Genomic DNA, 25008 nt, shown 5'->3' on the forward strand with positions numbered 1-25008 from the left:
TTCACTCCCATTACGGATTAAATTTTGAAATTTGTGGTTCTAGAGACTTGGAAAAAATAAAGTTATAAAAATCTGCACCTTCGTACGTTAGATGGTGTGGGTCAAAAAAATAACGAAAATCACTCACTGCTTCGGTATGATCAATGAGTGTTTGTCCTCTTGGTTCTAAATGAGATTTTAAGTTGGTTATCCAATCCTTTCTCCAATTCGAATTTTTATAAATTTCAAATTCAATTGGGTTTTCAGGACTTAGAATTAAAACAAAAGGAATTTTATTTTGATAAAAATAATCAGAGATACTAAGGATTCGATTAAATTCCCACCAAGGTTCAAAGGGAGCGGTGTTGACATTCCTTTTAGCTTCACGAACTAAATGCAAACGCATAAGCTCAAGCCTCGTTCCTGCATCCCGAATCATTCTCTCAGAATAGTCTTCTTTAAAATCAGAAACAGTTTTTGTCACCAAACGGGTGTCATCCCAATAACTACCGCGCGAATAAGATTTATTTTCTAAGCTAGAAGTTCTACAGAAAAAATGGGACAACCGAACACCGACCGATTCATCTCGTCCATAACGGATGAGGTTGACTTCTTTTGCAGAAGATAATTCGGATAAAACTTTGATTTGGACAATAGACCAAACTAAAGAAGATTGGATGAGAGAAGTCCATTCCAAATCGTTCCATCCAGAACGGACAAAAGTTTTTTCTATTTCAAAAATTGGTTTATCCAATGAATTAGAATCTTTGAAAAAACGAAATAGGAGCTTAGTATTTGATTTTTGGAAAAACAAAGATTCTTTTGGTTTTTTTTCGGAACAAACTAAAGTTGCTGATTCTTTTGTCCACCCCTTCGACCAAATCCCTTCAAGTGGTTTTTCACCTTGGTAAAGATGGTATTTTCTTCCACTTCTGAAGTGGTTATCAATATAAACCTCTATTGGATCCCAAAAGAACACCCGAAACCGACTCACATAAAACAAGGATTTGGCGGCAAGTTTGGAAAGTGTTTTCCTAGGTAATTCTTTCCAATGATCCAATAAATAAGCTACTGGATAAATGGTTTTAGCAGGGTAACGTTCACCGAATTGTGTGACCCAAATTTTTTCATTAAATTTAAGTTTATCGTTTTCTAGATCTTGGTATTCCCATTGAAGATCAGCAAAATTAAGTAGATACACCACTAACTGTGGATGGGAATCCAAAAGATCTTTTTTATAATAATCTAAATCCGTTGGCGCCATTGCCACATGGGAGAAAAAATGATACTTGGTGACTGGATTTTCTTTTTGATTGAGCCTGTCAGGTAATACTGAGTATAGAGCCACCGAACTTCCGGTGATGATAGTTCTATGTTTGTCTTCAGATGACTGTAATTCCTTGGTTTTGAAAATGAAGTTATACCAAGGAGAAGAGTCCCACTCTGTTTCGTTCGGAAAGAAAAAATAAAGTTTAGAAAAAATAATGCGATCTAATAAAATTATACCACCAAACAAAGCACAAGTGATGATAAAAACTTTCCATTTCAGTCCGAAACGGGATTTTTTTAAGGGTATTCTGGACTCAGTTTCCATTTTCGTAACAAAAGTTTTTTTGCAAAACTAATGGCAAGTTTCAAAACTTTTTTATTAAAACTACTATTAGAAAAGATATAACGAATTGGCAATTCTTTGATAGAACCATCATTCTTTGCGACAATAGACAAAGCTTCCATATGAAAATCAAAAGCAACTGATTCCAAAGGGTAATCTGCTATTTTTTGAACCATTGGTTTGGAATACCTTCTGTAACCACTTGTGCAATCACGAAGATTAGCCCCAAAAAGGTTAAAAACACCTTTGGATAAACAATAGTTCATAACTTTAGCAGCAGTCCAAGAAATCAACTTTCGATACAACGGAACATTCACAGTTGAAGTTCTAGATCCAATCACTAAGTCACAATTTGGGAAAGACTGGAACTCTTTCAGATAACCAGCGTCATGCGACAAACCGGCATCCATTGTGATCACCCAGTCATAACCTTTTTCCACCGCATACTTCATTCCATCTTGAATCCCACCAGGGATATGAGTATTTTTTTCGTGGCGGATGACATGTAGTCTCTTCCCAAATTCTTTTTGTAATTTGGCCAAGATGGTTGGTGTCGCATCTTTACTTGCATCATCCGTAACAGAAACGTCAGCAAACACAATGGCACCCCGAACCACTTCTTCAATGGTTTCGGCTTCATTGTATGCAGGGATGATGACTAAGGTTTTTCCAGACATTCTACTTTCCAGAGATATTGAATACGTCTTTGTTTGCTTCAATCCACTTAAGAAGTCTTGTCACACCTTCTTTTGGTAGAATTTTAGGATTGAATCCGAATTTTTTTGCTTCTTTGATGTCGCAAATAAAATAACGCATGTCACCTGGTCTTTCGACTTCAAAAAGAATTTCTTGTTTTTTACCAAGAATTTCTCCAATGAGATGGATACATTCTAAAAGAGAAATTTTATGTGGGCTTGCCCCACCAATATTATACACACCAGGAATTGGGTTTTTAAAAAATTCTAAATAAGACTTTGCACCGTCTTCTGCATGTAAGATGTCTCTTGTTTGTTTTCCTGTTCCAAAAATTCGGAGTGGTAATCCAAATACGGAACGAATGGCAAAGTTTGCCACCCAACCATGATCCTCGCCACCAAACTGACGTTCGCCGTAGATTCCTGTAAAACGGAAACTAGCAGCTTTTATGCCATACATATCTGTATAAGATCTTACATAATGTTCCGCACTCATTTTTGACGCATGGAGTGGGGAAATTTGACCCACCATTGTTGGTTGTTCCACAGAAATTTCAACTGGATTTCTTTCGTAAGAAGTTTTTCCTTCCGTCAAAGTATCGTTAATTGAGTTTCCATATACATGGATGGAAGATGTATTCACAACAGGAATTTTGTGTTTTCTTGCCGCTTCCATAACGTTAAAAGTTCCAATTACGTTGGTTGAAAAATCAAGTTCTGGATCTTCCCAAGAAATAGTCATCGCAGGCTGTGCAGCGGTGTGGATGATATAATCACAATCAGCAGAACGATCCATTAGATGTTCTAAATTTCGAATGTCACCTTTCACCATAGTGACACCAATTGATTTTAAATAATTCCAGTTATAATCACGAGTGGCATCACTTCCATAACCAGTTCGTTTTAATTCATATTTTGTCATGTTGTCAAAACTAACAACATCCCAACCTTCTTTACGAAATAATTCACAAACATGGGATCCTAAAAATCCGCATCCGCCTGTTACCAATACTTTATTCGCCATCGCGATCTTCTCCTAGGTAAAACTTTTTAGATAAAATTAATTTCATTATATGGATGGAATCAGTGATCATATCACGTAATCTGTATTCCACCTGCCCTACTGGTTTGAAGTAAGATACTGGAATTTCAATACAACGCATATGAGACCGAACAATATCAATCATAAGTTCTACGATGAACTTTCTATCTTGAGTATGTAATTGTGGTTTGACTCGTTCGTAAGACTCTCGCCAAACAGAAAAAAATTGACAATCCACATCGGTAAATCGTGGTTCTTGGCCCCACCAAAACACCTCAACCAATTTTCCCATCAGTAAGTTTACCAAACGATAGAGTGGTTTGAGGTTTGATCCTTGTTCGATCATCTGTCTTGTGGTGCGAGTACCAATCACCATATCCGAATCTTTCATATACTCGAGAAGTTTAGGGAAATCTTTCGAACGAAAAGATCCGTCCGGGGAAACGACAACAATGATATCACCTGTTGTGTATTCGATTCCCCTTCTCACTTGTTCCCCAAGTTTTGTGGGATCACCATCACCTGGGAAAGTATAGGTTTTGACTTTTTCTTTTTTACTAAGAGCTAAAGTTTCGTCAGTGGATTCGTTATCGATGACTATGATTTCATTGAATTTATCTTTGAAGTCAACAATCACATCAGTGATGGACCTTTCATTATTGTTAGTTGGAATGACAAGACTTGTTTTGAATTTATGGAACAAATCATTTCTTACTTCATACACTGCATGATAGTAGTCTTGCATGGAATTGATATTGAAGTAATCACAACTAAGAGTGGTTGCATAAACTCCCGATTTGGATTCTTTTGCCATCTTATCAATCACGTCCGTGATTTCGATGACACCAGACTTAGGAGAAGCAGGTGTTTTTTTAAAAAACTCAAAATACTCGGGGGTAAAATAATAACTCCCTAGTCCCAAAAGTTCATTGGGAGGGTTTTCCGGTTTTTCAACCAAGTTTACAATTTTATCATTTTCTAATACTACGGAATAATTCTTTCGAATCCTTGAAAGTAAGGATGTTTTTACAATCCCAATGGACGCGGCCATATTTGGATGTTTTTTTAAAACTTTTAGAAACTCATCGTGGTCGGTGCGGTAATAAAACTCATCTCCAAGGATAGTGAGAAATGGTTCGCGAATGGTTTTTTCTAAACTGGCGACATCGGATGCCAGGCCTTTTTTTGTCCAATCCACAGGTTCGATGACTACTTTGGGAATTGCCAAACGGATATGGTCAATCTCTGCAATGATCTGTTCTTTGAGGTGACCTACCAGAACATAAACCTTCTCAATTCCAAAGGTTTTGACCATCAGTTCCACATTGCGGTGGAGGATGGACTTTCCTTCGATGACGAAGAGAGGTTTTGGAATGAAGCTGGTTCGGGGATATGCTCGGGTTCCTTTTCCGGCAGCCGCAATGACCCCAATTCTGATCTTTTTCAATGTAAAAGGAAAGTCCCTGAAACGAACCCCTGGGTCAATTAGAAAAGGATCGTTTCCACCGGTAGAATTGGAAACCTGCACCGGTTTTGTAGCCTTGGAAGGGCTCCCAAACGTGCTTAGAAGGATTCCAGGACTTCTCAGGATCTTTTCCCCCGAGTCCATTCAAATGGAAGCCCCAAATCCCTTCCTTAGTCATCTGCAGGGCGTCAAAATGGACGGCCACAGGGGTTCCGGCACTATGTTCGAGAACATTGGGTAGAGAAACCAGTTTGATGGTTCCCAGTAGGGATTCCGAAATCTGAAAGCCATTCTTGGAATTTTGGGTGAAGCGGAAAGACAAATGCTCACAATCAAAACGGCGAAGGAGGGCCATTTTTTTACCCCAACTGTCTGTCGCTCGGATTTGGCAAGCCTCGGGAACAAGGACGAGCTCTTCCCCTTCCTTTGTGACCTTTCCCACAAAAATGGCCTCTTCCCAACCCCTTGAATTTTGATACCGTAGCTCTTGGGCGTTGTAAAAAGACTTTCCCTTTTCTGTGAAGATCTCTATTCCTAATATTAGATAGCCGTTCTCCGTAGCCAACTGGTCGGAAAAATAGAGGCCATCCGTTGACTTGGCGAAGTTTGGATCCGTCCAAATAAATGTCAGGGAAAAAAGGCCCACTGCCAGGAATTTATGCATTTAAAAAAATTAATCCTTTTTCCTCTTCTTTTCATAACATCATTCACTGCTGATTGCAATCTCCTAAATTTAGAAAAAGAAAAAAATAACGATTTGGTTATGTTACTGGGAGCCTATGCCCTACTAGCAAACAATTGTACGAATGGTGCTGGGATTTGGGCGAGAGATTTAACGACGAATTCCAGTGTTTGTGTTACAGTAGATTTGGTTGTATCTGGAACCAATGTTGAAGTTTATAAAGAAAGATCTTTATCTCTAAATTATGATCTGGCAAAGTTCGGTCGTGATTTTGATTCCATTACATTCCCAAAATTAATTTCCACTTTCGGAGTCCCAAGCGATATAGATGGGAATGGAAAAGTAAAAATCCTGGTAATGGACATTCGAGACGGAGCAACAGCAAACAGTGCTTATGTGGCAGGATACTTTGATCCCATCAACTACTTTCCCGATAATTTTTTATCAAGACTTCGTTCCAACTATGCTGAAGTTTTGTATTTAGATGGAAAAGAACTCATCGCAGCTCTTAATTTTGACACCAATGCTTTTGCATCCACAGCCGCACATGAATTCCAACATTTATTAAGATATCCCAGAATGCGAGCCGCAAACCAATCCGACGAACTTTGGATCAACGAAGGAACAAGCGAAGTAGCAAGTGATATCGCAGGGTACGGACCACAAAACAGTCGTATGGATTGTTATTCAGGAGTGAATGATTCTCGTTGTTCCGATGGGATCAATGGAGTTTCCTTACTTGACTGGGATAATACAAGTAATGATGTACTCAAACAATATTCTTTTGCTTATGTTTATATGCGTTATCTTTATGATATTTCAGGAACAAACGATACTCAAAGACAAAATTTTTTCAAAGAAACTGTGATTGGAGAATCGGGTACAAGGGCCAATAGTACCGGGAATTTAATCAATTTATTTAGAAATACTACCTATGCTCCCAATTTTGATGCCTCTCTATTGGGAAACCAGAACTCCGATGTTTTCTTTCGCACTTTTGCTTTACTCAGCGCCCAAAGTTTTCAAATTGCCAATCTAACTTCTGTCGAACAGGTCACGAGTGATGGAGCTTCTCCCACGACCATCAACTTAGCAACAGCACTCACAAGGTATCCATTATCTACGACTCTTTCACGAATTGTTACCAATCCCGTCACACCAACAACGGCACGAAGTACAATCAAACAAGGATCTACCAATTTTTATACTCCGTCCACGGGGACTCCTTCCATTTCAGCAGGTTCTTCTAGAAAAAATTATGGAAGGGTGACAACCGCAACCACCAAAGGAATTTTCTTTTGGGCAGATTCCCCTTCTGGTTTGAATGCCAATGTCAAGTATGTGCAAACGAACAAAGAAGGGACTACCCCCACTATTCCCAAACAACCTCGTTCTTTAAAATCTGTGATTGAATCTTCTACTGGGCCAATCCCCATCTGTGGGATAGAGTTTATAGACGATGGCGTTCGTACTTTCGAAAGTATTCCAATAGAATAGCACGCATCAAACTACGATAACAATCTTTGGCAACGTGACCACCGTCAGCGAACGCATTACACGTATAAGATGGTTCGTTTTTAAGTTTCAAAATCGAAAAGTTTTTACTAGCAGTGAGTGCATCAATTTCTTTTTCCCAAGTTTTCACTAAAACTTCTTTTTCCATGAGTGCCTCAAAATCAGGAGAGGAAAGTGGCCAAATGATGATGGTTTTGATTTTTTCAGTCTGTAAACGATCCAAAATTTTTTCATAAAACCCAAATTGCATAGGGCTACGAACATAAGAGGCAAACAACCAATCCAAAGTTCTATGGCTTGTCATTTGTAGGGAATTAGAATCTTTCTCCATATAATTATCAATAGGTGAAAGACCATTCCCGTTGTGCGAAAGAATATAGTCATAAGTTGCCTGATGCATTTCAAAGGCATTTTCTAAATATGGATTTTTATAATTTCTCCACATTTGGTCTAGGTAAGGTTTATAAGTCCCTACTGCAAAAAGTTTGCGCCCTAAATAAAACGAAACATGGTCTTTTCCAAACAAACTGAGATTTGACAAAACATAGGATAAATCAAAACTATAAGTTAGATTTGAACTTTTAAATACTGAGTTTTGGTTAAACTGATTTGGGTCAGTTTCCATAACAACCAAATCGGGTTTGATCCCCGCATCCAAAACCTTTGTCAGTTGGAAATCATAATAGGCAGGTGTTGTCACTGCGGAAGAAAGATTATAAATATCCCAATCCGGATAAAAAGAAACTAGTTCATCGTGATCAAAATAAAGGAGGCGTGAAGATCCCAAAATCAACATGATTTTTTTGGTTTTTGGTGTGTTCACTCCCGGTTTTTCTGAGATTAGTTTTTCTAAAAAAGCAGATTTGGCCTTATAATTAACTGCCGTTAAATCAATTTTCGTAATTGTCTGGATATAAGGAATTCGAAATATCGCATCAACAACAAACAAAAACAATAAAAGGATAACAGGGTAAAATAGGAACCGCGCCTTGGACATATCTGAAAGGAGAAAGGAAACGGATTTAATTGTAAAGCGAATTGAAGAGCCTCCCCCGAGGTTTCTTTCGAGGGAGTAAAAATATTAAGCGACTTGGATGCGAGCGAGTTTACGTTTCTTTTTTAAATTGACAAACCAGTCATCAGCGTTTCTGACATGGCTTACTAATTTTTTTACGTATTCTCTGTTTTCTGGGTTCAGAATCTCACGTGCTTCTTGGATGATTTCTTCCACTGTTTTCACATGGAAGGTAAAATAACTAGTAAAGAGCTCGTAATACTCTCTATCTGTATTTTCCCAGTCCTTTGACTGTATGTCAGTGTAAAATTCAGATAACTGTGGTATGTCGATCTCAGGTGTCGCATCAAAATGATTGTTCATCATTGCGATACGGTCAGTTATATCAGTTAATTTCTGGAAATAAGTTTCCAATTCGGGATATTCCATCTTCCAGCCCTCCTTAACAACCCTTACTTTTACCAGGATTTTAGAAAGGCCTTAGAGATCAAGATTTTTTAAAAAATTTAGTGATATCCGGATTTTGTTTTAGAAAGTCTTTTAAGTGTAAAGCTTGCCCATCCCAGGCCTCTTTGGCACCTTCTAGCCAAACATCTGAACCTTCCCCATCAGGGAATCCTCCGTTAACAATTGTTAATTGAGAAGAGTTTGGACCTTTGGATTCAAATAATAATTGTAAATAAATAGCACCTGCGGGATCTGCAGGATGGTCTTTCCATTCCATTACCAATTCTTTTAATGGTTCGATCTTTTTATAGATTCCATGAGTGGTGAAATCACCTTCTAATCCCAATTTCCAAGTCCATGAAAAGTCACCGCCAACCTTTGGCCTACCCCTTACCTCATCTGCCAACCAATGTACTAACACTTCGTAGACGGTAACACCCGACCACAATCGTTCTATTGGTTCATCAAAGGTAAATACAGACTGGGTTTCTCTCATAGACAGAGTAGTAAAAACTAGGGTTTGCCTTGGCAAGATGTTTTTTGGAGGGAACTACCGGAGGGATTCCCCACCAGTAGTCAGGTTTAGTACGAATTTAGAGAACCAGATTGTTTGGCCTAACATATACAGACTGAATCACACTGATGTTTCGCATCTGGAAGGCAGCTGCACAATAAGCCAAATAGTATCTCCATTTTCTAATGAAGGTTTCACTATAACCTTGGTTTCTTACCTCTGTCAAATTTTCTTCAAATGCTTTTAACCAAAGTCTAAGTGTCTTCGCATAACTCATACCCATATCTTCCAAATGAAATAAATACATATCTCCTGTACGATTGATAGCTTGGTTCATACGACCAATGGATGGCAAAAGGGAACCGGGGAAAATATGTTTCTGAATGAAATCAATTCCATTTTTGAACGAAGTAAACCTAGAGTCAGGACAAGTAATGACTTGTAAGGCCATAATCCCGTCTTTTGTCAAAAGGTCTTGGCATTTCTGAAAGAAGGTTTCATAAAATGCATCCCCTACCGCTTCTAACATTTCGACGGAAACAATTTTGGTAAATTGTCCTTCGATCTTTCGATAATCCTGGATACGAATTTCGATTTTGTCAGAAAGACCTTCCTTTGCGATCCTTTCTTTAGCATAAACATATTGTTCTTCAGAAAGGGTAACAGTCGTCACACGGCATCCATAGTTTTTTGCCGCATGAATGGATAAAAATCCCCAACCACTTCCAATCTCTAAAAGATGATCACCTGAATTTAATTTTAACTTTTGGCAAAGTTTGTCCACTTTTCTTGTTTGGGCTTCTTCTAAACTATCTTCCAAAGATTCAAAATAGGCAGAACTATAAGTCATAGACGGATCAAGAAACAATTTATAAAATTTGTTTCCTAAATCATAATGTTCTATGATATTTTTTTTACTTCCTGTGAGTGTGTTTTTCCTCAAAAAATGCAGGAATTTATTGCCTAAATTGAATAAATCCAGATGGAAAAGTTTTTTCTTAGCACCAGATAGACTTGGACTCTCATCCACATTCAATATAAACCAAGAAATTACGTTTTCTATGGAATCAGTTTCCCAATCTCCCGTTAAATAGGATTCGGAAAAACCAATATCACCATATAACACTGATTTCTTGAAGAAAACAGGGTCTTTTACATGAATCAGTGCCGAATGAAACTTTGGATCTACAGTTGCATTTGGATCACCTAAGGTAATTTGATCTCCATCGGGAAGGATCATTCTAAGGGATCCTCTTTTCATGGAACTCATGGCTTTCAAAAATATTTTCCTGTAAATCGGAAATTGTTCTAAAGTAGACTTGTTCTTTAATTCGGTAAAAAGTTTTGAATCAATCGTGTCTTGTAAGAGGGACTGGTTCTGTGATTTTTCCAAGGGGAACTCCTGTTTGTTTCTCTAAGTTTTGGTGTTTCGAAATGTATGGAATTTTTTTGATCCATAGCTTGAAGGCTTGCCAATGAATCAACGTTATTATTTTGACGGTGATGAATGGGAATTGGGTAAAAAGTTTTAATAAGTATTTTGATTGGAATGGAATTTTTTTTCCAAGAAAGGAAGTGGTTAAAATTCTTTTTCCATTTTCGTAAGAGTCGACACCAATCTGCAATTGATTGTTGGGTAAGTTCAATCGGAACTCAAATTCAGAATCCAAACTGATAAAAGGTGAGACATAAAAGTTTTTTGGTTCTCTGATATAAACTTCTGGATCCGCAATGGTTCCTTTGGCTTTTTTAAAATAACCTACATAGGGTTTGATTTCACCGAAAGTATTCCCGACTTCTGCGATCGATACAAGTGGATTCCCTTCCTTATCATAACAAAAATAAAAACTTACCGGATTAAACACATAACCTAGCACACGAAGGTTTGTGAGAAGAAATATCTTTCCAATATTTTTAACCCCGGAGGCTTCTAGAAAAGACTTAACGTTTTCATAAACTGTTCCTTTTTCAAATTGGATATGGTCCTTATCATAAAAGGAAAACAAATTGAAACGATTCCGAGAAAACCAAAAACTTTCGTGGGACAACTGGTCTATTTCTGAGAGATCCAAATAAAAATTAAAAATCCGGTATTGGAATTTGTTTGGTTTCGGAGCCGTCCGTGTATGGAACACGTCCGCCTCGTACATACAAGAGTTTAAGTCCATGGATCCCTTTTCAGAATGTCACGGGAAACATTCACTGCAGATAAAAATCCATCTTCATGAAATCCATATCGGAAGTAAGCACCCGCGTAATAAATAGGCCCATTTTGGTTTAATTCAAACAAACGGTTTTGCCCAAGAGAGGCCTCAACAGAAAAAAGTGGGTGTTCATAATCAATTTTTTGAATGATTTTGTCTTTTGCCACGCGGCCTGGGTCATTGATGGTCACAAAATAATTTTGTTTTTTAGAAACATTTTGCAAACGATTCATCCAATAAATCGTGTAGGGATTTTGTTTTCCGGATTCATCTTCTACAATTTTATAATTCCAACTCGACCAACAAGATGATACATTTGGCATATCACTCGCATCCGTATGTAAGGTGGCTGTATTGTGTTGGTATTTGTAAAGAGGAAGGAGTTCGTTTTCCAATTTTGTCGGATTCCCAAGTAATTTCGCAGAAATATGGCCATGAGTGGCAAGTAAAACCTTATCAAAGATTTCCTTTTTTCCTTCACCAAATACAAGTTCCACCTTACCGTCACTCGTACGGTTCACTTGTTTGACGGGAGTATTCAGACGGAATTTTTCTTTGATGGGGGGAATGATTCTTTTGATATATTCATGAGAACCACCATCCACCGTATACCATTGGTGTTGGGTGTTCAGTCCCAAAAATCCATGGTTATAAAAAAACCGAATGAGTGACTTGGCTGGAAATTCCAACATCAGATCGGGAGGAGTCGACCAAACCGCAGAACTCATAGGAATTAAATAAAAATTTAGGATGTCTTTCCCATATCCAAAGGCCTCCATATACTGGCCTAAATTCCAAGTATCATATTTGGGATCGTCTAAAATTTTGGGAGCCGTTTTGTTGAACCGGTCAATCTCGAGTAACATCTTCAAATACCGAGGTCGAAACAGATTTTTTTTCTGAGCGAACAATCCAGAAAGTCCAGACCCACAAAACTCTAATTTGGTGGGATCATGTTGCACACTAAAAGACATATCCGATTTTTTTGTAGGAACGTTTAATGTTTGGAAAAGTCTAAGTAAGTTTGGGTAGGTTACGTGGTTGAATACAATGAATCCTGTATCAATTGGTATCTTTACGCCATCTTCTTCTACCATTACCGTATTGGTATGTCCGCCGATGTAGTTGGCATTGTCAAAAATGGTTAAATCAAAATTGTTTTTTAAAAAGTATGCGGAACCGAGACCGGCGATTCCTGTACCGACGATGGCTAATTTTTCTTTCACTTGTTTCCCTTTCGGTCATTAGACCGTTAGAGAAAGAGTTGGTTCATTTGAAGATGGACTTCTTCCGCTTTCTTTTGTGCAGTTTGTCCGAAATTATCTTCCAAAGAACTGAGAGTGATCCCCCGAGAAGAATTGATGAGAGAACGATTTCCGGAAGCTTGGATGATGGATTCTAAGTCCCCACCTTGTGCTCCGAATCCGGGGATAAGAAAATACAATTCAGGGTGGCGATTGCGTAAGGATTGAATTTCGGATGGATGGGTTCCCCCAACGACAAGTCCTACTTGGTCTGGATACTCCTTTCCAAGTTTTGCCATTTGGTCACTCACCTCTTCATACAAATAAAGATCCTTACCCAAAAGTTTTTGTTTTTGGAAATCTTCTGAACTTGGATTTGATGTGAGTCCGAGTACAAAAATATACCCACCTAGGTCGAGGTATGGAACCAGACTGTCTCGCCCCATATACGGATTGACGGTGAGGGCATCCACACCCAAGGTTTCAAAAAAATACTTAGCATATTCTTTGGAAGTATTGGCAAGGTCACCACGTTTGGCATCCATCACAATGGGAACTAACGGAGAAACTTCCCTCATCAACCGAACCATATACTCTAAAGCAAAATATCCCTCTGCCCCCAACCTTTCAAAAAAAGCAACATTGGGTTTCCAAGCCGCTGCATAAGAATGTGTGTAACGAATGATGGTTTCTGTAAAATGGACAAGAGGTGCTTTCGAATCCAAACTTACCTTCGGTAACTTTTCCAATTCAGGATCGAGACCAATACAAAGAAGAGATTTTAAGGTATCTCGTCTGAATTCGAATTTTTGAATGAAGTTGGATTTGAAATTCACTTAGGTTCCTTAAATTGGATCTTCTGTTTTCTTTTTTCTAATTCGCTATCGATATCTCGTTTTTTATAGCGACCATATATATGTCCAGGGATCACAGTGAGTGCAGTGATCGGATTTGCCACGACATCACCAATTGCACCTCCCACATAAGTAGAGTAAGCTGGAGTAAGTAACTCATAAGAGGACTCTAATTGTTCTTTATCATTTTTTTCCGCAAAATAATTGAGAGCGTCATCAGAAGCCCTCGCTTCATGATACAAAGAACCAACCACTGGGATGGCATACATAGTAGCATAAAGAGTTCTTTTTTCTCTTTGTGCAAAATCCTTGGCATGACCCCCTTCATGAATCACGACCGCTGGTAAATCAGAGTACACATTGATCGTGTTGGTAAAAGAATTGTAATGGTCTCCTCCAACGGTTCCTGCAAGCAGACGGCCAGGTAGAAAGGTATAAGCAAGTAGAGAAATAGATCCAAAAAAGTAACGAATGACCGGATTGATATTTTTATTTTTAGGGAGTCGTTTCCATTCCGAAAGTGGTGCGTATTGGTTGAAACGAACTTTCACATCCCGTAAATTATTTTCTTTGATATAACGAATCAAATACTCTTTTGTTTCTTTTGAAATGTGATGGTTGTCTGCTTTTAGATTCCAAAGAACCAACTTGGAAGGAAGAGAAAAAATCCAATTCCCCGTTTGGTCTAAAATCCAAACTGGTTCCCCTTCTTCAAATTGTGGATCATCTTCGGTAAATTCGGGACTAGGAAGGTATGGATTTCCATAATTGTATGGTTTTTCCAATGAATAACAATTTGTGAAACAAAAACTAAGGCCAAGGATTAATACAAAGGAAAAAAATTTCATAAACTTTCCATGATTTCCTTGAGTTTGGGGTCAACTGGTTCTTGTTTTGCTGGCGTTTTTTTCTGTTTTACCGGCGGTGGTTCCGGTTCTGAAAATTTATCCACAGGAGAACTACCGTTATAACTAGAAAGAATTTCCAAACGAGTAAAAAACTCTGTTAAAGAATTTCTACCCAATTGGTTCAATTGGTCTTCCCTGTTCCCACGAAATCCATTATAAGGAACATACCAAACCAAAGGAACAAGGGTCAGAATACTTCCCGTCAAATAACAATTCGTAACATGAGAGTCAATTTCATCATAATAAGAAAACTCTTCTTCTGATTGGCCTTGGATTTGTATCCTCGCTTTCATCCGCACAAAGGTTAGATTCTTTGAACACCTGTCCAAAGAAACCAATTGGTATTCATCGATCAAAATTTTTCCACCGCGACCAATTAACAAAGGAAAACGATCCCCTCGGATAGAAAGTTCTTTTCGAATCAAATAAGACAAAGGGCCGTATTCATTCGGGAGTGCTTCTGGATCTGCAAAATACCCATCGTAAACACCCATCTTCATTCGGTTTTCTTCTTTGACTTTGACCTCTATATGATCCATTTTTTTGACAAACTCAAAAGAGGACTCTTTTGGGAACGGTCTATACACTCGGAGAGAAACCCCACATCCCCATACAAAAAGAGAAATCAAAGTGGGAATGATCAAATGAAACCTTAGTTTAAAAAACATAAGTGTACCCAAAGTATAAATTCGAAATGGCATAAACTCGCGCAGAACGATTATCAAGTCCATCCGATTCATAAAAAGCTGAACTTAAATAATAATCCCTCACACCAGAAACAAAAGAATCTTCATTCAAAGCACGAATTCCTGGAGCGGATGATTCGTTGGCCCTCCAAACGTATTGCACCATATGTAATCCTAAATGAAACTTATGGTGTTGCCAAGGTTGCCAATTGGCCTGGGCTAAAAGATCCAATCCAACAATGGAAGTCTCTAGTGGTTTCTCAGAGAACAACGAATATGCTTCGTTACCGGCAACAGCACCTTCTCCAAACCGAATGGCACCCCCACTTCCGGTCATTATATCCCTTCGATAATTTAAACGGCCCAGTGGAGTCACAAACATTTCCCCACCTAAATCATAAGAAACTCCGTCGCCAATTTTATGATAAAATCGAAACCCCGCACTTGGTGCTAAATACTGCATCGAATCTCGCATGACGCCCGTTTGGTTTAAAGATTGGGAAGCAAATACGGAATTTGTCTGAAAGGAACCAGTTCTGAGTCCGAAGTCCCAACTATAACCAGTGTTTCTGGAAGAATCTTCGTAGATTTTTACAACTAATTTATGTTCTGCGCTACGCAATCGATCGCTATGATAAGAGGAAAGTAAACCTTCCACGTACCCTAAGGAAAGATAATTGTTTGTTGTCTGGAATTGGAAGTATACATATTCCAATCCCCATTTTGCAGATTTATGTTTATAAGCCACTCTTGGAGAAAACGAACCAGAACCCTGGTTTTTTTCCCATTCATACGCATAAGGCAAAGATCGAATATTTTGATAACCAATCGACGAACGAGGGAAATACGGTGTGCCAGCCTGAAAGGCAACCCTTCCATTGTCATCTGCCCAAGTATCTCCCGGAGCAAAAAAACCACCTTGGCTCATCGCACGAATCCCCACTTCCCAAGTGCCCTGGTGGAACTCTAAAGAACCGTTATTCGTGGCAGGAACATTCGAAGTGATCGGATAAAGCGGCTCGCGGTTGCGGTCACGGAATTGGTCCTCACGGATTTTTTTTATCTGATGACGAAGTTCCGCTGCTTTTTTTGGATACCCGCGTGCCTCATAAGATTCCGCCTCTAATTCCAACTTTGTTGCTTTGGTTTCCCCAGCCAAAAGAGGATTAGGTCTTATGGCAAAGGATACTAAAATTAAAAAATAGAGAACTGGAATCCGTTTCACAAAGTTTTAACCTTTTCGTTTGATATAGGCTTTTGCAAACTCAGGAAGTACAAATGCTGCTTTGTGAATTTCTGGGCTATAGTATTTGAGTCCTTTAGGGACACGTTTCGGATCTGGTGTTACCGAATATGGATCAATCGCATTCGATAAAAAAGTAAACCCAATGATTCCAGAAGGATAAGTAGGAATGGTTGTATAATAATAACCATACTCAGGAAAAATTTTAGGAATAAAATCAAAAAGTGATGAGATCACATCTCCATGATACCAAAAAGATTCTGCTTGAGTTGCGATAATTCCCGTAGGTTTTAGTGCACTTGCCATATCTCTGAAAAACGGTTCTTTAAATAAAACTTCTGCAGGGCCCACAGGATCACTGGAATCCACAAGGATCACATCAAATCGACCTTTGTTGTCGCGTGCAAATTTTGCTCCGTCATCATAATGATGGATGACTTTGGGATCTTTCATTGCATCTGCACATTCAGGAAAGTATTTATAACTAATATCTACAACTGCTTTGTCAATCTCGCATAACACAACTTCTTTGACTGACGGGTGTTTTAAAACTTCGCGGACAGTTCCCCCATCCCCACCACCAATGACCAAAACTGATTCTGGATTGGGATGACTCATCATCGGGATATGGGCAATCATTTCATGATAAGAATGTTCATCTTTGTTAGTAACCATCGTTACACCATCAAGTGTAAACATTCGGCCAAAGGATTGTGTTTCAAAAATATCGATTTTTTGGAACGGAGATTGTAGGCTTTCGATTGTTTTTGTTACCCGGTAACTCACAGCGCGGCCTTTTTCTAATTCCAATTTTTCGGTATACCAAATCTCCATTAATTTCTCCTAAGGTTTCTCTCTTTAAACCAGATTTGATTTGTGAATAAGAAGGTGTAGTTTTTTTTAAAGTTTCTTTGTTTGTTGGCAATTAAAAATTCAACTTGGCGGGAACTGGGTGTTTCGGTTCCATTGCCTTGTATGCAGAAATATTCCCGTGTTTTTTACCTGCTTGGTTTTTTATCCATGCCTCTTTTCATTTTGTTGCTCGTTTTCGGTTATGTCAAAATCAACGAAATGGCAAGTGAAGAAATCCACTGGGGTCACAACAAATCCTTTGCCTTTGGCCAAGCCTCTCGCGAAGGAAAACTCATCCTGCTTTCCATCACCAAATCTCGTTGTGAGATGTTACAAGGATTGGAATGTGGAGAAGGCAAACCAGACCTCGGAGCCTATGTTTTGCTGAACTACACCCCCCGCGACCAAGAGTTCCAAACCTTGATTTTGGATGACCGGTTTGTTTCCTTAAAAACAGATCCCATCCCCCAATACTTTTTACTCAATTCTTCCGGGGAAATCCGCCATATGTCTGCACAACTTCCCAGCGTAGAAGAAATGCAAAAACTCCCTAAAAAAGAATGATCTTTTTTAAATCCTAACTAAAATACTCTTGCAAGTTCCTTTCTTTTCTATACCCTATGGGGTATGCACCTTGCGGAGGATTTATGTTAGGACTCACTGTTCACAGAAAAAAAAATTTTGAAGAGACCATCACCGACACAACCGAAGCCCTAAAAAAAGAAGGATTTGGGGTTCTTACCACCATCGACGTCAAAAACACCCTCAAAGAAAAGATTGGAGTTGATTTCAAACGTTACACGATCCTTGGAGCATGTAACCCAGGTTTTGCGCACAAAGCCCTGCAAACCGCTGACGAAATTGGACTACTACTCCCCTGCAATGTGGTTGTCACCGAAGAAAAAAACGGGGAAACCAAAGTCTCCATCTTTGACCCAATGACCATGACAAAACTCGTCCAGAACCCAGAGTTAGAAAAAATTGCGAAAGAAGTACAAGAAAAACTAATCCAAGTCATCCACCACTTACACGAATGAATTAGATTTTTTTTAAAAAACAGTGGGCGCCTCGCCAATGGATTTTTGTTTCCACATTCTATCCATTAGGCGACCCCGCTTTCCGCTCCAATCTTTCTGGAAGGATTTTTGATATCCAATATGATTCTCCAACCAGAAAGGATTTCCGCTATAATCGGTGGCGCTTTGATCACATTAAGTTCTGTTACAAATAATTCTTAGTATGAATTGGATTCCTTCTCCTTCCCTATTTCTGACGGCGATGAACCTGTATCACTAGAATCAGATAAAGAAAATTGATAGATATCTTTCATTATTTTTAACCGATTTTCTATTGTTAGGTCACAAACTTTCATCTTAAAAAACAAATTAGGTTCATCAAACCGGTATATACTTTCCCACTTGGTTTCGTAAATTCTCTCCCATTGTGTTTGGTATTTCTCCGACTGATAGAGAAGGTATAAAAGACAATGCTCCTCTTTCCCAATTGGATAGTTTAAATACAAACTACCCAATGATTTTTTCGGAACTACTTGAGAACTAATGGAAATACCAAAAAGAGAAAACTCTCTTTTGATACTTTCTTCACCGATCCAAACTTGGTTCCTTCCCCATCCATAAATCAAAGTGATGTAGAGAATAAAACTAGAGAAAAAAATAAAAACAATCCCCCAAAGAATCTGCGAGAAGGAAGGAAACTTCTTTGCTGGTGCTAATCTTAAAAAATAATACACCAAACAAATCCCATAAAGAAATATAATTCCAGATCCAAAAAGATAAAGAAAACTCGGAACAGGCATCCAGTCCCATTCGGATTGGATTTTCCTTCCCGAACTTCTAAGATTGAACTCACTTAATTTTGATGGTTCCTGCTGTATTTTTTTTGGGATTTCAGAAATAGATCTGATGATAGGAAGATTCATTAACGTAACCAGAGCTTTCAATTTTTGATTTTGACTCATCGAATCTAACGATCCAAGCTCTAACTCAAAACCATAGGAAGTGATTAAACTGATATGTTTGGTTTCGGAATCAGATTTTGATTGGGTGTCATCTTCTTCTGCAACAAAAGCAGAGTTTGGGAGTAGAATTAAAAACTGAAATTCGGAAAAAGGGATTTTGAAATTCGTAGATTCTTTTGTGATCGAAACTTCTTTAGAAACCCCATCCAAAAAAATAGAAGTTTTTTCCGTTCCGAGCGGCGTGAGTAAACCCACAGTAAACCAAAAGATCCCACTCACAAACATAATAAAAGGATGATTGAATGTAGGATCCTCCACAGGTTTTTTTCCAAGAAGGCCAGGAAGACTGAAAAGTACAAATATAGACCCAACCAAAAGAAGAAGGATTTTGATCGCAATGAAGGCAAAAGAAACGCCCCCTGCCTCAATCTGAATCCCGTTGTTTAGAATGGCAAAATCCATACTTTATTATCTGTTATGCGAATACATACAAGCGTCGATTCCTCTCGAAGGATTTTCGATCACTTACAAAATGCCGGTGGGTTTTGTTTTGGATTTTTAATCCGAGTATAACAAATTGTCGATCCTTCGGTAGTCATCCCAAAAAGATTCAATGTTCCGCCTACAGGATACTGCGCTTTGGATGCAGGACCTTCTTTCCAATCAATGTTATAATTTCCTTCGTTTTGTTTGATGAGTATCCCCTTCACAACAGAACTTGTTTTTTTATAACAAGATTTAATATCCCGGTTGTTGTTAATGATAAGCCAAGCACTAGGATTTGGCGCCGGATCAGTTACACAATTGGATGTAAGAACCCAAGTTCCTTCCAGAAGGGTTTTATCATCAATTGCGCCCGTTTTATCCCCCGACTGACAGTAAAATACAGAGGCAGAAACTGCCATTGCAATGATTAAACTAATTTTTTTCATCACGAACTCCTAGTGTCGAAATAAGATATTTCTACAAGAGGATAGTAAAGACTAGAAAAAGAAAATTCTGTCAAACTTTATTGTACGGGTTTAAATTTAATTCGGAATTGGGAACGGGCCCGAAGAATGATGTTCATGATACAAATTTGAATCACACAAAACAAAGGTAATTCGTCACCTAACTGTTTTCTTACACCAAAGAATATTTTTTTAGTGGGTGCTGTTTTTCGTGGAAATATACAAAAACATCTTTTATATTGTTTTCTTAACTGATACAAATTATAATCATCAGACAAAATCATTTTCGATATGAACTCAAACAAATTTAAAAAACTGATACTTTTTATTTTTTTCTGCTTAATTTCGAAAGGTATATCCGCAGAAGACAATGAACGGAAAAAAACACAAATCCTCTTTACTCCTTGGATCATTCAATCGGATAACGGATACCAACATAGAAAAACTCCAAGTTCATTCAACCTACAGATTCTTTATTCGCCATTTAAAAATATTTATTTAGGAATGATATATGGGATTGGGAGAGGTAAAGAAGAGTCTTATGGGCAGTACTATTCCAACCCCAATAGGGCCAATGCCATTTACGAATTTTCGCGAACCAAACAGGGTGAGACTTTTGCCTTCAACATCCAATACTATCTAACAACTTCCATCTTTGCTAGTGTGAATTTAGGTTTAGAAAAAGGATTCACAGTAAAAAGAGAAAATTATACCAACTATTCTCAGAATCATATCAATTTTGAACCTTATACACACACCACTTCCTTCTCTGACAGAGTTTTTAGTTCGATTGGACTCGGTTACAAAACAGAAATTTGGAACCACTTTTTATTCGCTTTGGAACTTCAATGTGGATACATTGAAGCGGGAAAAATAAACCACAATATTTTGTTTAATCCGAATTACTACGAAGGATCGTTACCCAAACAATACCAAGATTTCATCTTAAGTCAGAGTTTAAACTATTCGTATCCTCAAAATACAACTTTTACGCAAGTCTTGATTTCTGCTGGACTGACATTCTAATTTGATCATTCAATGGCTGTGTAAACCTAGGGCAGAAAAACAGATCTTTACCCTATATAAAACCAATTCTTAAACTTTTTGAACCAGGAGAATCAAATGAGAAAATTAATTATGTGGAACGTGATCACCATAGATGGATATTTTGAAGGTGAAAAAAGTTGGGATCTTAGTTTTCACGGACAAGTTTACGGAAAAGAACTGGAAGAATTCAGCCTCGTCCAATTGAACGGAGCCGACTGCCTCGTGTTTGGTGCCACTACATACAAAGGTATGGCTGATTATTGGACAAATGCAAACGAAGACGAAGGAGAAGTTGCCAAGTATATGAATAGAATCCAAAAACTTGTCTGTTCCCGAACTCTCCAAACGGCAAACTGGAACCATTCAGTGATTGTCAAAGATGCTGTCTCTGAAATTCAGAAAAGAAAACAAGAAGGCAATGGAGATATGTTTGTATTCGGCAGTGGGAACCTTTCGGAAGCCCTACTCAAAGCAAATCTATTTGATGAAATTCGTTTGTGTGTAGCTCCCGTATTTTTAGGGAAGGGAAAACTTCTATTCCCAAAAGGAATCCCAGAGAAGAATTTAAATCTCATCGAAACTCGAGCGCTCACCACAGGCGGAGTCATCCTTCGGTATGGATTTCAAAATTAGGGATATGAAATCCATCCTCTCACTCCTTACATTGGTTTCCTCTTTATTCCTATCCTCTAATTGCATTGATGAAGAAAGGGAAAGTCGTAAAAGAGGTCAAAATCTATTCATCGGTTCTCTTGTGATGGCCGGGTTTTTCAAACCTAACTATTGTTCTGCTCCAGAGATCCTTCTGGAAGAAGGTAAGGTTTACAATATCACCTTAGAACCGGGGAAAAGATTTTGGTTCGACTATGCAATTAGATCAACTTTATCGAAACGTAAATTCAGGTACCACTCTTGCTTACCATTCTAAATCCTGCTCAATCATAGCTGACCAAAGCGAAGCAACGCCAAATTCCTCTCTCCCGACAGAAATCATCTACGAACACGAATCCTTCCGTTCAAAATCAATCAGTGAACTAAGCTTCTATTTAGTGTTTAAGGCAGGAAATCCAAATGTATCAATACGTTTTGAGTTATTTTAATATCGAACGAGTATCAAACCAGACAATGTAGCTTCCGGGCGCCTCGCCAATGGGTACCTGTTCTCATATATTTTTCATTAGGCGATCCCGCTGTCCGCTCCAATCTTTCTCTTTGCGAAAGGATTTCCGCTACCATCGGTGGCGTGGGGAATTGATTATGGACTCGATTAATCTTAAATTTTAATTACTAGCACTCATTGAATTAACTTGACGTATTCCAAAATTCTACCAAAATCTAGTTGTGGTAGATTATAGGAAATATATTTCTTTTGATAACGAAGTGCGAGGAGGCAAACCTTGTATTCGCGGGATGAGAATTACCGTTTATGACATTCTAGAATATCTAGCCTCTGGTATGGAATACCATGAAATACTACAAGAGTTTCCCTACCTCACCAAAGAAGATATATTAGCTAGTTTAGCCTTTGCTGCTGATCAGAATAAATCAATTCTAGTAGCATAATGCTTTTATTCGATGCAAACCTTTCACCAAATTTAATTGCACATTTAGCTGACATTTTTCCAAATTCGGAACATGTTTTTTCACTTGGGATAGAATCTTCCGATGAAGTCATCTGGAAAATAGCGTTTGAAAAAAATCTAATCATTGTAACCAAAGATAATGATTTTCATAAAATTTTAGACAAAAAGGGATTCCCGCCAAAAATCATACAAATAAAAAGAGGGAATTGCAATACTTCTTCCATCGTTTCGTTACTAAAAGAAAACAGTTCTACGATCAAAGCATTTACTAAAAATCCAGAAGCAGGAATTCTATTTTTAGTCTAAAGGTATCGACTACTCCTCCCCCTTTCCACTCTCCGCTTGTTTCCGAAACACTTCCAAAATCGCACAAAACAAAATCACTCCGCCACCTAACCAAAGTCTATCGGGTGGCACTTCACCTAAAAAATACCAGGCCGCCAAACTTCCGTAAATCGGACTGAGAGTAGACAAAGTTCCCGCCGTGGTCACAGACAAATTCGATAAACTGCGAATCCAAATGGTATGAGCAAGCGAAGTAAACACACCGGCAAGAACCACTTGGAATACCAGGTATTTGGGTTCGGCGAGCATCACAAAGAGGCCATCGGCAAAGGGTAGGAGGACAATGCTTGTGGCAATCAGTTGGGTGAAAAGGATCTGCGCACTCGGATAATGGACATGCATTTCTTTGGTGAGTAGATTCCGAATGGCATAAAGAACTGCTGAGACCACACCCCAAACCACTCCTTGGAACATTTGGTTGTCCCAAGAGAGGTCAGGCACAATGAGAAAAAGTCCAAAAAAAGAAAAGAGGGCCAGAAAGAAAGCAAACGGTTCCGGCCTTTTCCCACCAAACATTGGTTCTAAGATCGCAGAAAATACGGGATAGGTGAAAAGTGACAACATCCCGACAGCCACAGTCGAAACTTGGATGGAATGAAAATACGTGACCCAGTGCAGGGCAAATAAAATTCCAATTCCAAACACAAAGGCAAAGTCTTTAAAACTCCGGTAAGATACCGACTTACCACGAAGCCAAAAGAAAAGACCAAGTAAGATAACGGAAAACAAAGCGCGACCAGAAATGATCGTAACTGCGGGGAAAGGAAGGAGTTTGGCAAACAAAGTGACGTTCCCCATAATGAGGATCGTCAAATTGAGTTCCAATACAGATCGTAGAAACGAAGGAGAAGAAGACTTCACTTCTTACTTAAGATTCTACCCCCAGAAATTTGGCGATGGATTTTCTGTCTTTTTCCAAACTATGTTTGTGAATTTCTTCAATGGCTTTTTCCACAATGGGAGAAACAAAAAGAAGACTAGAAACCACATCTACATCATAAGAACGTTTGGATTCTGAACCATCCGCTTCATATTTACTTTTTCCTTTGATCACAAATACATTGTCCTTCCCTGGCGGGGAAATTTTGAATTCGTGGGTGTTGGTAGTAATGTCAAAAGTAGATTCTTCCAAAAGGGAAAGGTCGTTCAGCGCAGCCGAAAGTACAGCAGGCATTGATCCTTCCAAACTTACCTTTCGTTTTTGGCGGATGGTATTCCCCTCTTTTGTTTCTTCTAGTAGAGTAACATTTTTTAAATCAGGGAACTGATCCAAATGTTTGTATCTCTCCTCTCTTGCATGAAGGAGTTTATCAAGGGAAACGGGGAATGTATGTGTTACTTGGTATTTCACTATTTTTTCTTACCTTTTTTCTTAGCAGGTTTAGATTTTTTTGCCGCTTTTTTGACGGCTTTTTTCACTGCCTTTTTAACTGCTTTCTTCGCCGACTTCTTGTTTGCTGGTTTAGAAGTTTTTTTAGGAGAAGGTTTTGCCTTTGCTGTTTTTGGTTTTGGTGCCGGTTTGGACACTTTTGGTTTTGATGATGATTTTGTAGAACGATTCACTTGTTCCATCAGTTCCTCATCTTCCCAATAAAAAACTTGGTCGGCCGGTGTGGACTGTTCCATTGCCAAGGCTTGTGCCTCAAGAAGTGAGTTATTGGACTCGTTAAAGTTTGCTAACTTTTGAAATAACAAATTGATTTTTGGATCTTGGAATTTGTTACGAATGGTTGCATAAAAATTACGAGCATCTTCCCCTTCTCGGATGGCAAGTTCCAATGCTTTTCTTTCATCTGCTTTGACTTCTTCGTTTTTGTTTCGATCCAAACGATCCATGACCTTTTGGATGGTCGATGAATGGAACTTCTCAATTTCGGAAAGTTGTTTTAGGTTGGGGAGTTCTTTCCCTTCTGCACCTTTATAAATTTCTTTGATGAATTTAATGTGCTCATCACCATCTAACGCAAGTTGGCTGAACAATTCTCTGATTTGACCTTCAGGTAGACTTTCTGAGAGTTTAAGATAAAAGTTAAAACATTGAACCTCATGTTCAATGGCAGCGGCAACTGCTTCGATAAAGGATGTTTTTTTTAGTGATTTCATAATCCCATTCCCTGGTTATTCAAAACCATAGATACGATACTCGCG

The 25008-nt window shown here is 38.5% G+C and carries 29 protein-coding genes; 8 read left to right on the forward strand and 21 right to left on the reverse strand.

Annotated features, from left to right (window positions below; genetic code table 11):
- Positions 1–10 precede the first annotated feature (10 nt).
- Genes EHQ16_RS11745 through EHQ16_RS11765 form a run of 5 tightly spaced genes read right to left on the reverse strand, consistent with a single transcriptional unit; the run spans position 11 to position 5457 of the window.
- Positions 11–1573: a hypothetical protein gene (locus EHQ16_RS11745; RefSeq protein WP_244242057.1), complete on the reverse strand. Its 1563-nt coding sequence runs from the start codon at positions 1571–1573 to the stop codon at positions 11–13.
- Positions 1546–2268: a glycosyltransferase gene (locus EHQ16_RS11750; RefSeq protein WP_135631985.1), complete on the reverse strand. Its 723-nt coding sequence runs from the start codon at positions 2266–2268 to the stop codon at positions 1546–1548. Before EHQ16_RS11750 ends, EHQ16_RS11745 begins: the two co-directional genes overlap by 28 nt.
- A 1-nt stretch (position 2269) precedes the next feature.
- Complete coding sequence (locus EHQ16_RS11755) at positions 2270–3310, reverse strand: NAD-dependent epimerase/dehydratase family protein (protein WP_135631984.1); 1041 nt, start codon at positions 3308–3310, stop codon at positions 2270–2272.
- Positions 3300–4775, reverse strand: a complete 1476-nt coding sequence (locus EHQ16_RS11760) for a nucleotidyltransferase family protein (RefSeq protein ID WP_135631983.1) — start codon at positions 4773–4775, stop codon at positions 3300–3302. The genes EHQ16_RS11755 and EHQ16_RS11760 overlap by 11 nt, the downstream gene beginning before the upstream one ends.
- Positions 4776–4809: 34 nt before the next feature.
- Positions 4810–5457, reverse strand: a complete 648-nt coding sequence (locus tag EHQ16_RS11765) for a hypothetical protein (protein WP_135631982.1) — start codon at positions 5455–5457, stop codon at positions 4810–4812.
- Between EHQ16_RS11765 and EHQ16_RS11770 the strand changes: the two genes are divergently transcribed.
- Positions 5452–6972, forward strand: a complete 1521-nt coding sequence (locus EHQ16_RS11770; protein WP_244242058.1) for a peptidase MA family protein — start codon at positions 5452–5454, stop codon at positions 6970–6972. The genes EHQ16_RS11765 and EHQ16_RS11770 overlap by 6 nt on opposite strands.
- Here the strand turns inward: EHQ16_RS11770 and EHQ16_RS11775 are convergent.
- From EHQ16_RS11775 to speE, 11 genes are all read right to left on the reverse strand, one after another.
- Positions 6926–7987 carry a DUF1574 domain-containing protein gene (locus EHQ16_RS11775; RefSeq protein ID WP_135631981.1) on the reverse strand — a complete coding sequence of 354 codons (1062 nt, stop codon included), beginning with the start codon at positions 7985–7987 and terminating at the stop codon, positions 6926–6928. The genes EHQ16_RS11770 and EHQ16_RS11775 overlap by 47 nt on opposite strands.
- Before the next feature lie 84 nt (positions 7988–8071).
- Entirely contained in the window at positions 8072–8434 is a 363-nt protein-coding gene (locus EHQ16_RS11780) for a PLU-1-like domain protein (RefSeq protein ID WP_135631980.1), read from the reverse strand.
- A 58-nt stretch (positions 8435–8492) separates the two neighbouring features.
- The gene (locus tag EHQ16_RS11785; RefSeq protein ID WP_135631979.1) at positions 8493–8948 is read right to left on the reverse strand and encodes an SRPBCC family protein; all 456 of its coding nucleotides are present in this window, start codon (positions 8946–8948) and stop codon (positions 8493–8495) included.
- Positions 8949–9045: 97 nt separating this feature from the next.
- Complete coding sequence (locus EHQ16_RS11790) at positions 9046–10359, reverse strand: SAM-dependent methyltransferase (protein ID WP_135631978.1); 1314 nt, start codon at positions 10357–10359, stop codon at positions 9046–9048.
- Positions 10316–11116, reverse strand: a complete 801-nt coding sequence (locus tag EHQ16_RS11795; protein WP_135632066.1) for a DUF1365 domain-containing protein — start codon at positions 11114–11116, stop codon at positions 10316–10318. The genes EHQ16_RS11790 and EHQ16_RS11795 overlap by 44 nt, the downstream gene beginning before the upstream one ends.
- 8 nt (positions 11117–11124) lie before the next feature.
- Positions 11125–12396, reverse strand: a complete 1272-nt coding sequence (locus EHQ16_RS11800) for an NAD(P)/FAD-dependent oxidoreductase (protein WP_135631977.1) — start codon at positions 12394–12396, stop codon at positions 11125–11127.
- A gap of 26 nt (positions 12397–12422) precedes the next feature.
- A complete protein-coding gene (gene pyrF, locus EHQ16_RS11805) occupies positions 12423–13250 on the reverse strand; it encodes an orotidine-5'-phosphate decarboxylase (RefSeq protein ID WP_135631976.1) in 828 nt (275 codons plus the stop codon).
- Entirely contained in the window at positions 13247–14116 is an 870-nt protein-coding gene (locus EHQ16_RS11810) for a hypothetical protein (protein WP_135631975.1), read from the reverse strand. The genes pyrF and EHQ16_RS11810 overlap by 4 nt, the downstream gene beginning before the upstream one ends.
- Positions 14113–14844 carry a hypothetical protein gene (locus EHQ16_RS11815; protein ID WP_135631974.1) on the reverse strand — a complete coding sequence of 244 codons (732 nt, stop codon included), beginning with the start codon at positions 14842–14844 and terminating at the stop codon, positions 14113–14115. Before EHQ16_RS11815 ends, EHQ16_RS11810 begins: the two co-directional genes overlap by 4 nt.
- Complete coding sequence (locus EHQ16_RS11820) at positions 14834–16087, reverse strand: hypothetical protein (RefSeq protein WP_135631973.1); 1254 nt, start codon at positions 16085–16087, stop codon at positions 14834–14836. The genes EHQ16_RS11815 and EHQ16_RS11820 overlap by 11 nt, the downstream gene beginning before the upstream one ends.
- 6 nt (positions 16088–16093) lie before the next feature.
- On the reverse strand, positions 16094–16939 hold the full coding sequence (gene speE, locus EHQ16_RS11825; RefSeq protein ID WP_004787861.1) for a polyamine aminopropyltransferase: 846 nt from the start codon (positions 16937–16939) through the stop codon (positions 16094–16096).
- Positions 16940–17080: 141 nt separating this feature from the next.
- Here speE and EHQ16_RS11830 point away from each other — a divergent pair, with 141 nt between their 5' ends.
- Positions 17081–17521, forward strand: coding sequence for a hypothetical protein (locus EHQ16_RS11830; protein WP_135631972.1), 441 nt, complete (start codon positions 17081–17083; stop codon positions 17519–17521).
- Between the two features lie 83 nt (positions 17522–17604).
- Positions 17605–17994 carry a DUF302 domain-containing protein gene (locus tag EHQ16_RS11835; protein ID WP_135631971.1) on the forward strand — a complete coding sequence of 130 codons (390 nt, stop codon included), beginning with the start codon at positions 17605–17607 and terminating at the stop codon, positions 17992–17994.
- A gap of 197 nt (positions 17995–18191) precedes the next feature.
- On the opposite strand, the gene EHQ16_RS11840 is transcribed toward EHQ16_RS11835, so the two are convergent.
- Both EHQ16_RS11840 and EHQ16_RS11845 read right to left on the reverse strand, forming a co-directional pair.
- Complete coding sequence (locus EHQ16_RS11840) at positions 18192–19397, reverse strand: hypothetical protein (RefSeq protein WP_135631970.1); 1206 nt, start codon at positions 19395–19397, stop codon at positions 18192–18194.
- 59 nt (positions 19398–19456) lie between these two features.
- The gene (locus EHQ16_RS11845) at positions 19457–19867 is read right to left on the reverse strand and encodes a hypothetical protein (RefSeq protein ID WP_135631969.1); all 411 of its coding nucleotides are present in this window, start codon (positions 19865–19867) and stop codon (positions 19457–19459) included.
- 309 nt (positions 19868–20176) lie between these two features.
- Between EHQ16_RS11845 and EHQ16_RS11850 the strand changes: the two genes are divergently transcribed.
- The 5 genes from EHQ16_RS11850 (at position 20177) to EHQ16_RS11870 (ending at position 22821) form a co-directional block, all read left to right on the forward strand.
- Positions 20177–20911, forward strand: a complete 735-nt coding sequence (locus EHQ16_RS11850; protein ID WP_135631968.1) for a hypothetical protein — start codon at positions 20177–20179, stop codon at positions 20909–20911.
- A gap of 96 nt (positions 20912–21007) precedes the next feature.
- Positions 21008–21565: a dihydrofolate reductase family protein gene (locus EHQ16_RS11855; RefSeq protein WP_135631967.1), complete on the forward strand. Its 558-nt coding sequence runs from the start codon at positions 21008–21010 to the stop codon at positions 21563–21565.
- A gap of 233 nt (positions 21566–21798) precedes the next feature.
- Positions 21799–22032 (forward strand): hypothetical protein, encoded by a 234-nt coding sequence (locus EHQ16_RS11860; RefSeq protein ID WP_135631966.1) that lies wholly within the window; start codon positions 21799–21801, stop codon positions 22030–22032.
- A 241-nt stretch (positions 22033–22273) separates the two neighbouring features.
- A complete protein-coding gene (locus EHQ16_RS11865; protein WP_135631965.1) occupies positions 22274–22495 on the forward strand; it encodes a DUF433 domain-containing protein in 222 nt (73 codons plus the stop codon).
- The gene (locus tag EHQ16_RS11870; RefSeq protein WP_208742290.1) at positions 22495–22821 is read left to right on the forward strand and encodes a DUF5615 family PIN-like protein; all 327 of its coding nucleotides are present in this window, start codon (positions 22495–22497) and stop codon (positions 22819–22821) included. Before EHQ16_RS11865 ends, EHQ16_RS11870 begins: the two co-directional genes overlap by 1 nt.
- Positions 22822–22830: 9 nt before the next feature.
- Here the strand turns inward: EHQ16_RS11870 and EHQ16_RS11875 are convergent, their stop codons facing one another.
- Genes EHQ16_RS11875 through EHQ16_RS11885 form a run of 3 tightly spaced genes read right to left on the reverse strand, consistent with a single transcriptional unit; the run spans position 22831 to position 24963 of the window.
- A complete protein-coding gene (locus tag EHQ16_RS11875; protein ID WP_341867432.1) occupies positions 22831–23673 on the reverse strand; it encodes a DMT family transporter in 843 nt (280 codons plus the stop codon).
- A 55-nt stretch (positions 23674–23728) separates the two neighbouring features.
- Positions 23729–24211, reverse strand: coding sequence for a DUF2505 family protein (locus EHQ16_RS11880; protein ID WP_135631963.1), 483 nt, complete (start codon positions 24209–24211; stop codon positions 23729–23731).
- Positions 24211–24963 carry a ferritin-like domain-containing protein gene (locus EHQ16_RS11885; RefSeq protein ID WP_135631962.1) on the reverse strand — a complete coding sequence of 251 codons (753 nt, stop codon included), beginning with the start codon at positions 24961–24963 and terminating at the stop codon, positions 24211–24213. Before EHQ16_RS11885 ends, EHQ16_RS11880 begins: the two co-directional genes overlap by 1 nt.
- Between the last annotated feature and the right edge of the window lie 45 nt (positions 24964–25008).

The sequence above is a fragment of the Leptospira kanakyensis genome, assembly GCF_004769235.1.
In the GTDB taxonomy this organism is placed as follows: domain Bacteria; phylum Spirochaetota; class Leptospiria; order Leptospirales; family Leptospiraceae; genus Leptospira_A; species Leptospira_A kanakyensis.

Excerpts from the sequence above, each read along its gene's own strand:
- EHQ16_RS11770 (WP_244242058.1), top strand. The coding sequence starts at position 5,452 with ATGCATTTAAAAAAATTAATCCTTTTTCCTCTTCTTTTCATAACATCA.
- EHQ16_RS11855 (WP_135631967.1), top strand. The coding sequence starts at position 21,008 with ATGAGAAAATTAATTATGTGGAACGTGATCACCATAGATGGATATTTT.
- EHQ16_RS11810 (WP_135631975.1), bottom strand. The coding sequence starts at position 14,116 with ATGAAATTTTTTTCCTTTGTATTAATCCTTGGCCTTAGTTTTTGTTTC.
- EHQ16_RS11755 (WP_135631984.1), bottom strand. The coding sequence starts at position 3,310 with ATGGCGAATAAAGTATTGGTAACAGGCGGATGCGGATTTTTAGGATCC.
- EHQ16_RS11835 (WP_135631971.1), top strand. The coding sequence starts at position 17,605 with ATGTTAGGACTCACTGTTCACAGAAAAAAAAATTTTGAAGAGACCATC.
- EHQ16_RS11785 (WP_135631979.1), bottom strand. The coding sequence starts at position 8,948 with ATGAGAGAAACCCAGTCTGTATTTACCTTTGATGAACCAATAGAACGA.
- EHQ16_RS11815 (WP_135631974.1), bottom strand. The coding sequence starts at position 14,844 with ATGTTTTTTAAACTAAGGTTTCATTTGATCATTCCCACTTTGATTTCT.
- EHQ16_RS11845 (WP_135631969.1), bottom strand. The coding sequence starts at position 19,867 with ATGAAAAAAATTAGTTTAATCATTGCAATGGCAGTTTCTGCCTCTGTA.
- EHQ16_RS11830 (WP_135631972.1), top strand. The coding sequence starts at position 17,081 with ATGCAGAAATATTCCCGTGTTTTTTACCTGCTTGGTTTTTTATCCATG.
- speE (WP_004787861.1), bottom strand. The coding sequence starts at position 16,939 with ATGGAGATTTGGTATACCGAAAAATTGGAATTAGAAAAAGGCCGCGCT.
- EHQ16_RS11765 (WP_135631982.1), bottom strand. The coding sequence starts at position 5,457 with ATGCATAAATTCCTGGCAGTGGGCCTTTTTTCCCTGACATTTATTTGG.
- EHQ16_RS11780 (WP_135631980.1), bottom strand. The coding sequence starts at position 8,434 with ATGGAATATCCCGAATTGGAAACTTATTTCCAGAAATTAACTGATATA.
- EHQ16_RS11795 (WP_135632066.1), bottom strand. The coding sequence starts at position 11,116 with ATGTACGAGGCGGACGTGTTCCATACACGGACGGCTCCGAAACCAAAC.
- EHQ16_RS11885 (WP_135631962.1), bottom strand. The coding sequence starts at position 24,963 with ATGAAATCACTAAAAAAAACATCCTTTATCGAAGCAGTTGCCGCTGCC.
- EHQ16_RS11745 (WP_244242057.1), bottom strand. The coding sequence starts at position 1,573 with ATGGAAACTGAGTCCAGAATACCCTTAAAAAAATCCCGTTTCGGACTG.
- EHQ16_RS11850 (WP_135631968.1), top strand. The coding sequence starts at position 20,177 with ATGAACTCAAACAAATTTAAAAAACTGATACTTTTTATTTTTTTCTGC.
- EHQ16_RS11775 (WP_135631981.1), bottom strand. The coding sequence starts at position 7,987 with ATGTCCAAGGCGCGGTTCCTATTTTACCCTGTTATCCTTTTATTGTTT.
- EHQ16_RS11860 (WP_135631966.1), top strand. The coding sequence starts at position 21,799 with ATGCAATTAGATCAACTTTATCGAAACGTAAATTCAGGTACCACTCTT.
- EHQ16_RS11750 (WP_135631985.1), bottom strand. The coding sequence starts at position 2,268 with ATGTCTGGAAAAACCTTAGTCATCATCCCTGCATACAATGAAGCCGAA.
- EHQ16_RS11840 (WP_135631970.1), bottom strand. The coding sequence starts at position 19,397 with ATGGATTTTGCCATTCTAAACAACGGGATTCAGATTGAGGCAGGGGGC.
- EHQ16_RS11870 (WP_208742290.1), top strand. The coding sequence starts at position 22,495 with ATGCTTTTATTCGATGCAAACCTTTCACCAAATTTAATTGCACATTTA.